Source organism: Micromonospora sp. NPDC048887, assembly GCF_040649715.1.
Taxonomy (GTDB): domain Bacteria; phylum Actinomycetota; class Actinomycetes; order Mycobacteriales; family Micromonosporaceae; genus Micromonospora.
Window position 1 is genome coordinate 157,926 of sequence record NZ_JBEZGA010000006.1, and the last position, 15,299, is coordinate 173,224.

The window sequence follows — 15,299 nt, forward strand, 5'->3', positions numbered from 1 at the left end:
AGGAACCCCCATGCAGAACGACATTCCCGCCGACGACGGCGTCGAGCCCATCGCGATCGTCGGGCTCGCCGCCCGGCTGCCCGGCGCGGCCGACGTCGACGAGTTCTGGCGCAACCTGGTCGACGGCGTGGAGTCGACGACCGAGCTGACCCGCGAGGAGCAGCTCGCCCGCGGCGCCCAGCCGCAGGAGGTCGACGACCCGGGCTGGGTCAACCGTGCCCCGCTGGTGGACGGCTACGACGAGTTCGACGCCGGGCTGTTCGGGATGACCGCCCGCGAGGCGGAGATCACCGACCCGCAGCACCGGCTGTTCCTGGAGACCTGCTACACCGCGCTGCAGGACGCCGGCTACGACCCGGGTCGCTACGACGGCGCGGTGGGCGTGTACGCCGGCACCGGCGGCAACACGTACCTGCACCGCAACGTGTACCGCAACAAGCGGGTCGGCGGGAACCCGCACGGCGCGGTCTCGCTGGCCACCGGCAACTCGCCGAACTACGTGGCCACGAACGTGTCGTACCGGCTGGATCTGCGCGGCCCCAGTCTCACCGTGCACACCGCCTGCTCCACCTCGCTGGTGGCGTTCCACCTGGCCTGTGAGGCGCTGCGCAACGGCGAGTGCGACATGGCCCTCGCGGGTGGCGTCAACATCGAGCTGCCGCACGTCGGCTACCTCGGCATGGACGGCTTCACCTCGCCGGACGGGCGGTGCCGGCCGTTCGACGCCGGAGCGAACGGCACGGTGTGGGGCAGCGGGGTCGGCGTGACGCTGCTCAAGCGGCTCTCCGACGCGATCGCCGACGGCGACACCATCCGCGCGGTGGTGCTCGGCAACGCCATCAACAACGACGGCGCCGGGAAGGTCGGCTTCACCGCCCCCAGCATCGACGGGCAGATGGAGGCCATCGCCCAGGCCGTCGCGCTGGCCGGCGTCGACCCGCGCAGCATCAGCTATGTCGAGGCGCACGGCACCGGCACCGCGCTCGGCGACCCGATCGAGGTCGCCGCGCTGTCCGCCGTCTACACGAAGGACACCGACGAGCGCGGCTGGTGCGGCATCGGCTCGGTGAAGTCGAACATCGGCCACCTCAGCCAGCCCTCCGGCATCGTCAGCGTGATCAAGACGGTGCTGGCGATGGAGCACGGGCTGATCCCGCCGACCATCAACTACGAGAGCCCGAACCCGGCCATCGACTTCGCCGACACCCCGTTCTACGTGGCGAACACGCTGACCAAGTGGGACACCGACGGCGGGCCGCGCCGCGCCGGCGTCAGCTCCTTCGGCATCGGCGGCACCAACGCGCACGTGGTGCTCCAGGAGGCCCCGGCCGCCGGCCGGCAGGAGCCGCCGGTCCGCCCGGCGCACCTGCTCCAGGTGTCGGCGAAGACCCCGACCGCGCTGGACACCGCCGTGCGGCGGCTCGCCGACCACCTGGACAGCGGCGGCGACGTCGCGCTGGCCGACGTGGCGCACACGCTGCGGGTCGGCCGCCAGGCGTACGCCCACCGCGCCGCTGTCGTCGCCGGTGACCCGGCGTCCGCCGCCGCCGTGCTGCGCGAGCGGAGCAAGGGTCACCGGGGCGTCGCCGAGGGCCCCGCGCCCCGGGTGGCGTTCCTGTTCAGCGGCCAGGGCTCGCAGTACGCCGGGATGGGCGCCGAGCTGTACGCGCAGGACAGCGCGTACGCCGCCGCCGTCGACCAGTGCGCCGACCTGCTCCGCCCGGAACTGGGCCTGGACATCCGCGACCTGATCCTGGGCCGCGACCCGGAGGCGGCGGACAAGCTCACGGAGACCCGCTACACCCAGCCCGCCCTGTTCACTGTCGAGTACGCGCTCGCCGCCGCCTGGCGGGCCGCCGGGGTGGCCCCGGCCGCGATGATCGGCCACTCCATCGGCGAGTACGTCGCCGCGACTGTGGCCGGGGTGTTCGACCTCGCCGACGCGCTGCGCGTGGTGGCCGCCCGGGGCCGGCTCATGCACTCCCTGCCGGCCGGTTCGATGCTGGCGGTCACGCTCGACGAGTCGGAGGTGACCGGCAGGCTGCCCGAGGGCCTGTCGGTGGCCACGGTCAACGGCCCCGGCACCTGCGTGGTGGCCGGCGAGACGGCGCTGGTGGAGGAGTTCGCGGCGAGCCTCGGCGGCAAGAACAAGTCGAAGGTGCTGCGCACCTCGCACGCGTTCCACTCGCCGATGATGGACCCGATCCTGGACGAGTTCACCGCGCTGATGGCCACCGTGCCGCTGCGCGCCCCGGCGGTGCCGTTCGTGTCGAACGTGACGGGCACCTGGATCACCGAGGCGCAGGCCACCGACCCGGCGTACTGGGCCGCGCACCTGCGCCGTCCGGTCCGCTTCGGCGCGTGCGTGGCCACGCTGCTCGCCGAGGGCACCTGGGCGCTGGTCGAGTGCGGCCCCGGGCGGCAGCTGGCCAACCTGGCCCGGATGCAGGTCGCCAAGGCCGGCGAGGCGCAGCGCGCGCTGACCCCGCTGGGCAGCCTGCCCGGCCCCGGCGACCAGACCGGCGATCTGGCCGCGCTGCTCGGCACGGCCGGCGCGCTCTGGTGCGCCGGGGTGCCGGTGAGCCTCCCGGCCGACCCGCACGCGCGGCGGGTGCCGCTGCCGACGTACCCGTTCGAGCGGCGCCGCTACTGGATCGACCCGGACCCGGAGCAGGAGCTGGCGGCGGCGCCCGCCGAGACCGGCCCCCGCCCGCTGCCGGAGTGGTTCGCGGTGCCGGTGTGGCGGCAGGCCGCCCCGGCCCGCACCGCCGAGCCGCTGGGCCGCTGCCTGGTGCTGGCCGACGGCCCGCGCGGGGACGCGCTCGTGGCCGCGTTGCGCGCCGCCGGCGACGACCCGGTCGAGGTACGCGCCGGTGAGGCGTTCACCGTCACCGCGAACGGCTTCCGGCTGCGCCCCGGCGTCCGCGCCGACGCCGAGGAACTGGTCGCCGCGCTCGGCGCGGACCTGCCCCGGCGGATCGTGCACGCGTTCGCGCTCGACGGTGAGCCGGCCGGCATCGACACGGCGGCCGCCTGGGCGGCGCAGGAGCGCGGCTTCTTCGGCGCGCTGCACCTGGTGCAGGCGCTGGCCGGCGCCGGTGTGACGGCCGACGAGGCGGGCGTACGCCTGGACCTGGTCACCACCGGCGTCGGCGACGTACGCGGCGACGACCTGACCCGCCCCGAGCACGCCACGCTGGCCGGCCTGGCCCGGGTGCTCCCGGCCGAGCTGCCCGGCCTGACCGTGCGGCTGCTCGACACCGACCCGTCCGCGCGCGGCGTCGCCGCTCTGGTGGCCGAGCTGCGCAGCCCGGTCGACGCCGAGCACCCGGAGGTGGCGCTGCGCGGCGACCGCCGCTGGCTGGCCGGCTACGAGCAGGTCACAGTGGGCGCCGAGGACGAGCCGGGCGTGCTGCGCGAGGAGGGCCGCTACCTGATCACCGGCGGTCTCGGCGGCATCGGCGTCACCCTCGCCGAGGACTTCGCCCGCCGGGCCCGCGCCAAGCTGGTGCTGCTGGCCCGTTCCGGGCTGCCCGGGCGCGAGGAGTGGGACGCGCACCTGGCTGTGCACGGCGGCGCCGACCGGGCCGGGCGGGCCATCGCGGCGATCCGCCGGATGGAGGCCGCCGGCGCCGAGGTGCTGGCGCTCGCCGCCGACGTGACCGACGCGGACGACCTGCGCCGGGTCCGCGAGGAGGCGGAGCGCCGCTTCGGCGGGCTGGACGGCATCGTGCACGCCGCCGGTCTGCCCGGTGGCGGCATGGCCGAGGTGAAGGAGCGCGACGAGGCGCGGCGTGTGCTGGCCCCGAAGCTGGCCGGCACCCTCGCGCTGGCCCGGGTCTTCGGCGACCTGCCGCTGGACTTCGTCGTGCTCTGCTCCTCGATCACCGCGGTGATCGGCGGCTTCGGCCAGGTCGACTACTGCGCCGCGAACAACTTCCTGGACGCCTTCGCGCGCTCCGGCACCGGGTTCCGCGCACCTGTGGTGTCGCAGAACTGGGGCGGCTGGGCCGAGGTCGGCATGGCGGTGGAGACCGCCGCGCCGGCTGCGTTCCGGGCCGCCGGGCGCGACACCGTCACCACTGCGGTCGCCCACCCGGTGCTCACCACGATGGTCGCCGGCCCGGACGGCACGGTGCTGCACGGCCTGGTCTCGGCCGACACCCACTGGCTGCTCGACGAGCACCGGATCGGCGGGGTGCCGGTGGTGCCGGGCACCGCCCACCTGGAGTCGGTACGCGCCGCCGTGGTGGCCGCGCTGCCCGCGCCGGGGCCGGACGCCGCGGTGGAGCTGCGCGACGTGGTGTTCCTGGAGCCGTTCTCGGTGCCGGACGGCACGGTGGCCCAGTACCGGGTGGAGCTGACCCGGACCGAGGACGGCACCGACTTCACGGTCGCCAGCCTCGCCGCCGGGCAGGCCCGCACCCACGTGCGCGGCAGCGCCGGGTGGACCACCGAGGCGGCCCCGCCGGCCGTCGTGCCCGCGGTGGCCGGGCGGCGGGTCGACGACGACGCCTCGTTCGGCCGGGGACGCACCAGCATGCTCACCTTCGGGCCGCGCTGGGCGGCGCTGGCCGAGCATCACCTCGCCGACGGCGAGGAACTGGCGAGGGTGCAGGCGCCCGCCGCCGCGCTCGGCGACCTGCCCTCCTGGGGGATGCACCCGGCGCTGCTGGACGTGGCCACCGCGTTCGGCCGGGGGCAGGGCTCCGGCACCTACCTGCCGCTGTCGTACGGCCGGATCGTGGTGCGCGGCGCGCTGCCGGCGACGTTCCACAGTCACCTGCGGCACCGGCCCGCAGCCACCGACGAGGTGGTCGCCGCCGACCTGTCGCTGCGCGACCCGGACGGGCGGGAGCTGGTAGCGGTCAGCGACTTCGTGCTGCGCCGGGTCGACCAGAACGCGGTCACCGGCAACCTGGCCGAGGCCCCGGCGGCGGGCGGTGACGCCCCGGCCCCGGTCACCGAGGACATCCGCCCGGTCGACGGTGCGGAGGCGTTCCGCCGCAGCCTCTCCGCCGGTCTCGGCGCCCAGGTGGTGATCACCACCCGCACCGTGGCCGACATCCGGCGCCGCGCGGCCCGGGTCACCACCGACAGCATCGCCGAGGAGACCGACGCGCCGGCCGGCACGGCGGCGGCCACCGGCGGCGGCTCGGCCGCGCCCGGCACCGAGCTGGAGAAGACCATCGCCCAGGTGTGGCGCGACGGTCTCGGCGTCACCGACGTCGGCGTGGACGACGACTTCTTCGCCCTGGGCGGCAACTCGCTTGTCGCCGTGCAGCTCATCGCCGCCATGCGCAAGGCGACAGGCGTGCGGCTGCCGATGCGCAGCCTCTTCGAGACCCCCACTGTGGCCGGCCTGGCCGCCCGGATCGAGGAGCTGCGCGCCGAGGCGCCCGCCGACGCGCCGGCCGCCCCGGCTGCCATCCCGGCCATCCCGCGGCTGCCCCGCGGCTGACACCCCCGACCAAGGAGACACCGCACCATGAGCGAGACAACCGCGACGCTGCCGGTCGTCGTCGAGAGCGACGGCCGGGCGCTGACCGACCTGATCGCGGCCCGGCGTGCCGAGCTGCGGGACACCCTCGTCGCCAGTGGAGGGCTGCTGTTCCGCGGCTTCGACGTGGGCGGCGTGGACGGCTTCGACCAGGCCGTCCGCGCGCTCGCCGGCGAGCCGCTGACCTACACCGAGCGCTCCTCGCCCCGGCACTCCATCAAGGGCCGGGTCTACACCTCGACCGACTACCCGCCGGACGAGGAGATCTTCCTGCACAACGAGAACTCGTACCAGGCGCGCTGGCCGCTGACGTTGTTCTTCTACTGCGTCACACCGCCGGACACCCAGGGGGCCACGCCGCTGGCCGACGTGCGCCGGGTGTACGAGCTGATCGACCCGGCGGTGCGCGAGGAGTTCGTCCGCCGTCGGTGGATGCTGGTGCGCAACTTCCACGGCGACTTCGGCACCCGCTGGCAGGAGGTGTTCAACACCGAGAGCCGCACCGAGGTCGAGGCGTACGCGGCGGACAACGGGATCACCGTGGAGTGGGTCGGCAAGGACGGCCTGCGTACCCGCGCGGTCCGCGACGTGGTGCACCACCGGCCCGGGTCGGACACGCCGCGCTGGTTCAACCACGCCACCTTCTTCCACCTCAGCACCCTGCCGACTGACTACCAGGAGGGGCTGCTGGCCATGTTCGGCGCCGACGGGCTGCCGTCGAACACCTACTACGGCGACGGCGGCGAGATCCCCGCCGACGTCATGGACCACCTGCGCGCCGCCTACCGGGCCGCCACCGTCCGCTTCGACTACCAGCGCGACGACGTGCTGGTGGTGGACAACATGACCGCCGCGCACGGCCGGGAACCGTTCACCGGTCCCCGCAAGATCGCCGTGGCGATGGCCGAGCCGTACACCCCCGAGACCGCTGGAGCGAACTGACATGGCCGAACCCCGATTCCTGGTCGTCCGCAACGACGAGGAGCAGTACTCGATCTGGTCGGCCGACCGGGACCTGCCCGCCGGCTGGCACGACACCGGCTTCGCCGGCAGCCGCGAGGAGTGCCTGGCCCACGTCGACGAGGTCTGGACCGACATGCGTCCCCGCTCGGTGCGCGAGGCCCTCTCATGAGCACGAGCCAGGAGTGGACCTTCCCGGCCTCCTACGCCCAGGAGCGGGTGTGGATGGCCAACCAGCTCGACGCCGGCTCGCCGGTGTTCAACGTGTCCTTCCCGTGGCTGTTCCCGGCCGGCGTGGACGCCGGCACGGCAGGTGACGTGGTCAACCGGGTCGTCGCCCGGCACGAGGCGCTGCGTACCCACCTGCGGACCGACGACGGCGCGCTGGTGCAGGTCGTGCGCGCCCACGAACCGGCGCCGCTGCCCGTCACCGACATCACCCACCTGCCGGCCGGTGAGCAACGGGCCGAGTTCGAGCGCATCCGCGGCGAGATGGCCCGCACGCCGATCCCGCTGGACGCGGCACCGCTGTGGCGGGCCCGGCTGATCCGCATGACCGAAGGGCTGGCACTGGCGTTCGTGGTGCACCACGCCGTCTTCGACAGCCACTCGGCGGTGCTGTTCCACGCCGAGCTGGTCGCGTTCTGCGAGGCCGCGCGCACCGGCGCCGAGCCCGCCGTGCCCGAGCTGCCCATCCAGTACGCCGACTTCGCGGTCTGGCAGCGCCAGCAGCTCACCGGCGGGGAGCTGGACCGGCAGCTCGCCTTCTGGACCGGTCACCTGGCCGGCGCGCCGGCGGTCACCGGACTGCCGCTGGACCGGCCCCGCCCGGCCCAGCTCGGCTTCGCCGGTGACGAGGTGCGCTTCACGCTGCCCGACGGGCTGCTGGACCGCGTCGGCGCGCTGGCCACCGGCGCGCAGGCCACCCCGTACATGGTGCTGCTGGCCGGATTCGCGGCGCTGCTGTCGCGGATCTCCGGCGACACCGACGTGGTGGTCGGCGTCTCCACCGCGGGCCGGGACAACCCGGAGCTGGCGCCGCTGATCGGCATGTTCGTCAACCCGGTGGCGCTGCGCTGCGACGTCTCCGGCGACCCGGCGTTCGCGGCGCTGCTCGGCCGGGTCCGCAACGGCCTGATCGACGCGATGGAGCACGGGCAGACGCCGTTCCAGAAGATCGTCGAGGCGGTCGACCCGCAGCGTGACCCGTCGGTGCAGCCGATCTTCCAGACCGCGCTGAACTGGATCCCGGACTCCGGCCTCGACCCGGTGGAGCTGGGCACCACGAAGGACGACCTGGCCTTCGACATCACCACCGGCGACTGCCGCCTGGTGTACCGCACCGAGCTGTTCGACCGGGCCACGGCCGAGACCGTGGTCAGCCGCTACGTGCGGCTGCTCGCCGCCGCCGTCGCCGAGCCGGAGCGTACGGTCGGCGCGCTGCCGCTGCTCACCGACACCGAGCGGGACCGGGTGCTCGAAGCCTGGAACGACACCGCCCACGACGTGCCGGTCACCACTGTGGTCGACGAGGTGCAGCGGCAGGCCGCCGCCACCCCGGACGCGGCGGCGCTGGTCTGCGACGGCGTGACGCTCGGCTACGGCGAGCTGAACACCGCCGCGAACCGGCTGGCCCGGCTGCTCGTGGCGCGCGGCGCCGGCCCGGAGACCCGGGTCGCGCTGGCACTGCCCCGCTCCTGCGACCTCGTCGTGGCGATGCTCGCGGTGCTCAAGGCCGGCGCCGCGTACGTGCCGGTGGACACCGCGTACCCGGCCGGCCGGATCGCGTACCTCCTGGCGGACGCCGCGCCCGCGCTGGTGGTGACCGCGCCGGACACCGCCGCCCTGGTGCCCGGCGACGCGCTGGTGCTCGACGGCGAGGTCGGCTCCGACCAGCCCGGCGACGACCTCACCGACGCCGACCGGGTCACGCCGCTGCGCCCGGAGCACCCGGCGTACGTGCTCTACACCTCCGGCTCCACCGGCCGCCCGAAGGGCGTGGTGGTCGAGCACCGGGCGGTGACCGCATATCTGGCCTGGGCCCGCGCCACCTACCCGGGCCTGGCCGGGGTGGCGCTGCTGCACTCGCCGGTGTCGTTCGACCTCACCGTCACCGGCCTGCTCGGCACGCTCACCGCCGGCGGCACGGTACGGCTCGCCGCGATCGACGACCCGGCCGCCCGCGCCGGTGGCCGGCCGGCCTTCCTCAAGGTCACGCCGAGCCACCTGCCGCTGCTCGACGGCGAGCTGTCGCCCACCGCCGACCTGGTGATCGGCGGCGAGGCGCTGACCGGGGAGCAGCTCGCCACCTGGCGGGCCGCGCACCCCGACGTGGCGGTCGTCAACGAGTACGGCCCGACCGAGGCCACTGTGGGCTGCGTCGCGGCCCGGATCGCTCCCGGCGAGCCGGTCCCGGCCGGTCCGGTGCCGATCGGCACGCCCACCTGGAACACCAGGGCGCTGCTGCTCGACGCCGCGCTGCGGCCGGTGCCGCCGGGCGTGGTGGGGGAGCTGTACGTCACCGGCACCCAGCTCGCCCGCGGCTACCACGACCGGCCCGGCCTGACCGCCGAACGGTTCCTGCCCTGCCCGTACGGCCCGCCCGGCGCCCGGATGTACGCCACCGGCGACCTGGCCCGCTGGCGCGCCGACGGCACACTCGACTACCTGGGCCGCCGCGACGACCAGGTCAAGGTGCGCGGCATGCGGATCGAGCTGGGCGAGGTGGAGGCCGCGCTGCTGGCCCACCCGGACGTGCGCGCCGCCGCCGCGGCGGTCCGCACCGACGGCGGTGAGCCGATGCTCGTCGGCTACCTGGTGGGCCCGGCCCACGAGGACTCGGTCCGCGCCGAACTGGCCCGCGAGCTGCCCGCGCACCTGGTGCCGGCCGCCCTGGTCCGGCTGGACGCGCTGCCGCTGACGCCGAACGGCAAGCTGGACCGCGCCGCGCTGCCCGCCCCGGCGGCGGCCGAACCGGCGCAGGACAGCTTCGTCGCGCCCCGCACCGAGGCCGAGGCCCTGGTCTCGGAGGTGTACGCCGACATCCTCCAGGTGGAGAAGGTCGGCGCCCTGGACGACTTCTTCGCCCTCGGCGGCAACTCGCTGCGCGGCATGCGGGCGATGGCCCGGATCCGCGCGGAGGTGGACGTCGACCTGCCCATGCGGGCGCTGTTCAGCAGCCCCGTGGTGGCGGACCTGGCCGCCCAGATCGAGGCGCGGATCGCCGCCGAACTCGACGGGCTCTCCGACACCGAGGTCGCCGCGCTGCTCGCGGCGGAAGAGGGAACCAACTGATGACCGACCTGAAGGATCCGGCCCGCGAGGCGGCCCGGCAGGCGCTGATCGCCCGACGGCTACGCGCCCGCCAGACCGCCCCCGCGGCCCGGATCACCCCCCGCCCGTCCGGTGCCGAGGTGCCGCTGTCGTACGCCCAGGAGCGGGTCTGGTTCATGGACCAGCTCGCCCCGGGCGAGGCGGCGTACCACATCGCGGTGCCGCTGCGGGTACGCGGGCCGCTCGACGTGGACGCGCTGCGCGCCGCGCTGACCGGGCTCGCCGAGCGGCACGAGTCGCAGCGCACCCGCTTCCCGGCCGACGCCGACGGCCGCCCCACAGTGGTCGTCGCGGACACCGCCGACGTGCCGCTCACTGTGGTGGACGCACCCGACGAGGCGGCCGCGCAGGCGCTCGTCGACGCGGCGGCGGCCGAGCCGTTCGACCTGGCGAACGGGCCGCTGCTGCGGGCCCTGCTGATCCGGCTCGCCGCCGACGACCACGTGCTGTTCCTCGCCCAGCACCACATCGTCGGCGACGGCTGGTCGGTGGACGTGCTGCTGCGCGACCTGATCACGCTCTACCGGGGCGGTGAGCCGCCCGCCCTGCCGATCCAGTACGGCGACTTCGCCGTCTGGGAGGCGCAGGAGCTGGACGGCCCGCAGGCCCGCGCGCACGTCGACTACTGGAAGCAGCGGCTGGCCGGCATCACCCCGCTGGAGCTGCCGCTGGACCGGGCCCGCCCGGCCACCCAGACCTACCGTGGTGACTTCGTCGAGTTCCAGCTCGACCCGGCCGCCACCGAGGCGCTCAACGCGCTCACCCGCGACAGCGGCGGCACGCTGTTCATGACGCTGCTCGCCGCGTACCAGGTGCTGCTGGCCCGGCACGCAGGCCAGGACGACTTCGCCATCGGCGCGTCGGTGGCCGGCCGGTCCGCGCCGGAGCTGGAGAACGTCGTCGGCATGTTCATCAACATGCTGCCGCTGCGCGCCGACCTGGCCGGCGACCCGACGTTCGCCGAGCTGCTGGAGCGCACCCGCCGTACCGTGCTCGACGGGTTCGAGCACGGCGAGGTGCCGTTCGCCAAGGTGGTCCACGAGCTGGGCCTGCCGCGTGACGTCAGCCGCTCCCCGGTGTTCCAGACGATGTTCGTGCTGCAGAACTACGAGATGGGCCGCTTCCGTGGCGTGTCCCGCACCGACGAGGTCACGTTCTCCTGGACCCCGATGGAGTTGCGGGCCACCCGGTTCGACTTCGAGTTGCACGCGGTGGAGACCGTCGACGGGCTCTGGGGCAAGCTGGTCTTCAACACCGACCTGTTCGACCGGGCCACCGTGGAGCGGACGGCGCAGCGGTGGACCGCCCTGCTGGACGCGGTGGTCGCCGCGCCCGACACCCCGGTGTCGCGGCTGCCGCTGCTGCCCGCCGCCGAGCGGGAGCTGCTGGCCGCCTGGAACGACACCGCGGCGGACTTCCCGCGCGACGAGACGCTGCACGGCCCGATCGAGCGGCGTGCCGCGGTCACCCCGGACGCGGTAGCGGTCACCATCGACGGGCACAGCCGCACGTACGCCGAGCTGAACGCGCAGGCCAACCGCGTCGCGCACCGGCTGCGCGCGGCGGGCGTCGGCCCGGAGACCCTGGTCGGGGTCTGCGCGGAACGCTCCGTGGAACTGGTCGCCGGCCTGCTCGGCGTGCTCAAGGCCGGCGGCGCGTACCTGCCGCTGGATCCGGAGTACCCGGCCGACCGGCTCGCGTTCATGGTCGGCGACGCGGACGCGCCGGTGGTGCTGGTCCAGTCGCACCTGCGCGACGTGCTGCCGGACACCGGCGCCACGGTGCTCGAACTCGACGACGCCACGGTCTGGGCCGGTCAGCCCGAGACCGACCCGGCGCCCGCCGCCGGTCCGGAGAACCTGGCGTACGTCATCTACACCTCCGGGTCCACCGGCCGCCCGAAGGGCGTGCCGAACACGCACCGGGGCATCGTCAACCGGCTCGACTGGATGCAGAAGACGTACGGCCTCGGCGCCGACGACGCGGTGCTGCAGAAGACCCCGGCGAGCTTCGACGTGTCGGTGTGGGAGTTCTTCTGGCCGCTGCGCACCGGCGCCCGCCTGGTGCTGGCCAAGCCGGGCGGCCACAAGGACGCCGGCTACCTGCGTGACCTGCTGGTGTCCGAGCGGATCACCACCGCCCACTTCGTCCCGTCGATGCTGACCGTCTTCCTCGCCGAGGACGGCGTGGAGGCGGCCACCGCGCTGCGCCGGGTGATCTGCTCCGGCGAGGAGCTGCCGCTGGCCTCGGCGGCCGACTTCACCGCCCGGCTGCCCTGGTGCGGCCTGCACAACCTGTACGGCCCGACCGAGGCGGCCATCGACGTGACCGCCTGGGCCTGCGAGCCGGGGCGGCTCGCCGAGGTGACGAGCGTGCCGATCGGCGCGCCGATCGCCAACCTGCGGCTGCACGTGCTCGACCCGTCCGGCGCGCAGTGCCCGGTCGGGGTGGCCGGTGAGCTGCACATCGGCGGCGTCGGGCTGGCCCGCGGCTACCACCGCCGGCCGGCGCTGACGGCGGAGAAGTTCGTCCCGGACCCGAACTCCTTCGAGCCGGGCGCCCGCCTCTACCGCACCGGCGACCTGGCCCGCTGGGTCGTCGGCCCGGACGGCGCCGGGGTGATCGAGTTCCTGGGCCGCATCGACCACCAGGTCAAGCTGCGCGGCCTGCGCATCGAGCTGGGCGAGATCGAGAGCGCGCTGCGCGAGCAGCCCGGCGTCACCGAGGCCACGGTGATCGTCCGCGAGGACAGCCCGGGCGACAAGCGGCTCACCGCGTACCTGGTCGGCGAGGCCGAGCACGCCGCGCTGAAGGCGGCGCTGAAGGACACGCTGCCGGAGTACATGGTGCCGGCCGCGTTCGTCACGCTCGACGCGCTGCCGCTGACCCCGAACGGCAAGCTGGACCGCAAGGCGCTACCGGCGCCGGTGGTCACCCGCGAGGCGTCGGTGGCGCTCGTCGAGCCGCGCGACGACACCGAGCGGGCGGTGGCCGCGATCTGGTCCGAGGTGCTGGGCGTGGACACGCTCGGCATCGACGACGACTTCTTCGACCTGGGCGGGCACTCGATGCTCGCCACCCAGGTCGTCGCCAGGATCCGCAAGGCGGAGCTGGGCGGCCGGGCGGTCGGCGTGATGGACCTGTTCCAGCAGCGCACCATCCGGGACCTCGCCGCGTTCATCTCCGGCGACGCCGACCAGGCGGGGCCGCGCCGGCTGCTCTACGAGCTGACAAAGCCGATCCCGGCGGGCAAGCGGGTGCTGACGTACGTCTGCGTCCCGTACGGCGGCGGCAGCGCCATCGTCTACCAGCCGCTGGCCGACGCGCTGCCGGCCGGGTACGGGCTGTGGTCGCTGGCGATCCCCGGCCACGACGTGGGTCTCAGCGAGGACGCGCTGCCGTTCGACGAGCTGACCAGCCGGGTCGCCGACGAGATCCTGGAGCGGGTCGAGGGGCCGATCGCGCTGTACGGCCACTGCGGCGTGGGCAGCGCCATCCTCGCCGACGTGGCCCGCAAGGTGGAGGCGGCCGGCCGGGAGCTGGAGGCCGTGTACATCGGCGCGATGTTCCCGTTCGCCCGCCCGAAGGGCGTGATCGCGGCGCTGCGCGACCGCCTGGAGCGGCTCAGCAGCAACAGGCACTCGGCGAGCTGGCTCAAGTCGATGGGTGTGGACACCGACGAGCTGGAGCCGGAGCAGGCCGACCGGATCATCAGCAACATGCGGGCCGACTCCCGCGCCTCGGAGGAGTACTTCACCCGGCTGCTGGACCAGCAGGCGACGAAGCTCCGTACGCCGATCATCTCGGTGGTCGGCTCCGAGGACCCGGTGACCGACTACTACCGCGAGCGGTACGCCGAGTGGCAGTTCCTCAGCGACACGCTCGGCCTCGTCGTGCTCGACCAGGCCGGGCACTTCTTCCTCAAGTACCGGGCCGAGGAACTGGCCGAGATCGTCACCCAGGTGCACCCGGCGGTGGCCGCCGGGGACGTCGGCGCGCTGACGCCGGAGGCCCGCGGTGAGGACGCCGGCTGGGTGGTGGCCGACACGCTGCGGGTGGGGGAGGACCGCAAGCCCACCAAGACGGTCAAGCCGAGCATGGGCCGGTTCATGGCCATCACGACCGGCCAGCTCATCTCCAGCACCGGTTCCGCGCTGACCGCGTTCGCGCTGCCGATCTGGTTGTTCAACCGCACCGGTTCGGTGGCGAACCTCGGCCTGCTCTGGGCGCTCGCGCTGATCTGCGGTGTGCTCATGCTGCCGGTGGCCGGCGCGCTGGTCGACCGGGTCAGCCGGCGCCGGATCATGATGACGGCGAGCTGCTTCGCCGGCTCGGTGCAGCTGGTGCTTGCCGTCCTGCTGTGGACCGACAACCTGGTGCTCTGGCACATCTACATGCTGGTGGCGCTGAGTTCGGTGGCCGGTTCGTTCCAGCGGATCGCGTTCCAGTCGGCGGTGCCGCAGCTGGTGCCCAAGCGCTACCTCGGGCACGCCATGGGCATCACCCAGCTCTCCACCGGTGTGGCCACGCTGCTCATGCCGGCGTTCGCGGCCGGTCTGCTCGCCACCATCGAGCTGAAGGGCATCCTGCTGGTCGACGTGGCCAGCTACGTGTTCGCGGTGCTCACCCTCGCCGTGGTCCGCTTCCCGGACGCGCTGGGCTGGCGGCCCAAGGAGCGCCTGCTGGTGGCCATCGCCAACGGCATGCGCTACTCCTGGCGGCACCGCGGGTTCCGGCTGATGCTCGGCTACTTCGCGCTGGGCAACATCTTCCTGGCGCCCGCGCTGGTGCTCATCACGCCGCTGGTGCTGTCGTTCGGCAGCCCGACGCAGGTGGCGCAGGTGGCGCTGGCCGAGGCGGTCGGCGCGGTGCTCGGCGGCGTGCTCATGTCGCTGTGGGGCGGTCCGCGCAAGCGCCGCATGATCGGTGTGCTGATCGGCAACCTGGGCACCGCCATCGGCTGCGTGCTGATCGGCCTGGACGCGTCGGTGGCGATGATCTGCGTCGGCTTCTGCTGGCTGGCCATGTCGATGACCACCGCGCAGTCGATCTACGCGACGATCGTCCAGGTGAAGGTGCCGCAGCGCTTCCACGGCCGGGTGTTCAGCCTCAACCAGACCATCTCCTGGTCGACGCTGCCGATCGGGTTCGCGCTGCTCGCGCCGGGCGCCACCGCGCTGTTCGAGCCGATGCTCGCCCCGGGCGGGGCGCTGGCCGGTTCGGTGGGAGCGGTGATCGGCACCGGGCCGGGCCGGGGCATCGGCTTCGCGTACATCTGCTTCGGCGCGGCGCTGATCCTCGTCACGCTCGGCGGGTTCGCGATCCGGCTGCTGCGCCGGTTCGACCTGGAGGTGGAGGACTCCCTGCCGGACGACCTGATCGGCGCCCAGGAGCGGGAGAAGCGCCTGGCCGCCAAGGCCGAGAAGAAGGAACTCGCCTCGGTCTGACCCCGCCGCCCACCTGGTTGATCAAGGAGTTCGTGTCCGTTCCGGGCCTTCCGGCCGGC

5 protein-coding genes are annotated in these 15,299 nt (G+C 74.2%); all 5 read left to right on the plus strand.

The window, feature by feature from the left end; all coding sequences use genetic code 11:
* The first annotated feature begins 10 nt into the window (after positions 1-10).
* The 5 genes from AB0C17_RS12605 to AB0C17_RS12625 are packed head-to-tail and all read left to right on the plus strand — an operon-like array spanning position 11 to position 15,240.
* Positions 11-5,461, plus strand: a complete 5,451-nt coding sequence (locus AB0C17_RS12605; protein ID WP_357478425.1) for an SDR family NAD(P)-dependent oxidoreductase — start codon at positions 11-13, stop codon at positions 5,459-5,461.
* Positions 5,462-5,488: 27 nt separating this feature from the next.
* The gene (locus AB0C17_RS12610) at positions 5,489-6,442 is read left to right on the plus strand and encodes a TauD/TfdA family dioxygenase (protein WP_357384021.1); all 954 of its coding nucleotides are present in this window, start codon (positions 5,489-5,491) and stop codon (positions 6,440-6,442) included.
* Between the two features lies 1 nt (position 6,443).
* Positions 6,444-6,632 carry an MbtH family NRPS accessory protein gene (locus AB0C17_RS12615; protein WP_013285950.1) on the plus strand — a complete coding sequence of 63 codons (189 nt, stop codon included), beginning with the start codon at positions 6,444-6,446 and terminating at the stop codon, positions 6,630-6,632.
* On the plus strand, positions 6,629-9,754 hold the full coding sequence (locus AB0C17_RS12620) for an amino acid adenylation domain-containing protein (protein WP_357384023.1): 3,126 nt from the start codon (positions 6,629-6,631) through the stop codon (positions 9,752-9,754). Before AB0C17_RS12615 ends, AB0C17_RS12620 begins: the two co-directional genes overlap by 4 nt.
* Positions 9,754-15,240 (plus strand): amino acid adenylation domain-containing protein, encoded by a 5,487-nt coding sequence (locus AB0C17_RS12625; RefSeq protein WP_357478430.1) that lies wholly within the window; start codon positions 9,754-9,756, stop codon positions 15,238-15,240. Before AB0C17_RS12620 ends, AB0C17_RS12625 begins: the two co-directional genes overlap by 1 nt.
* Positions 15,241-15,299 lie beyond the last annotated feature (59 nt).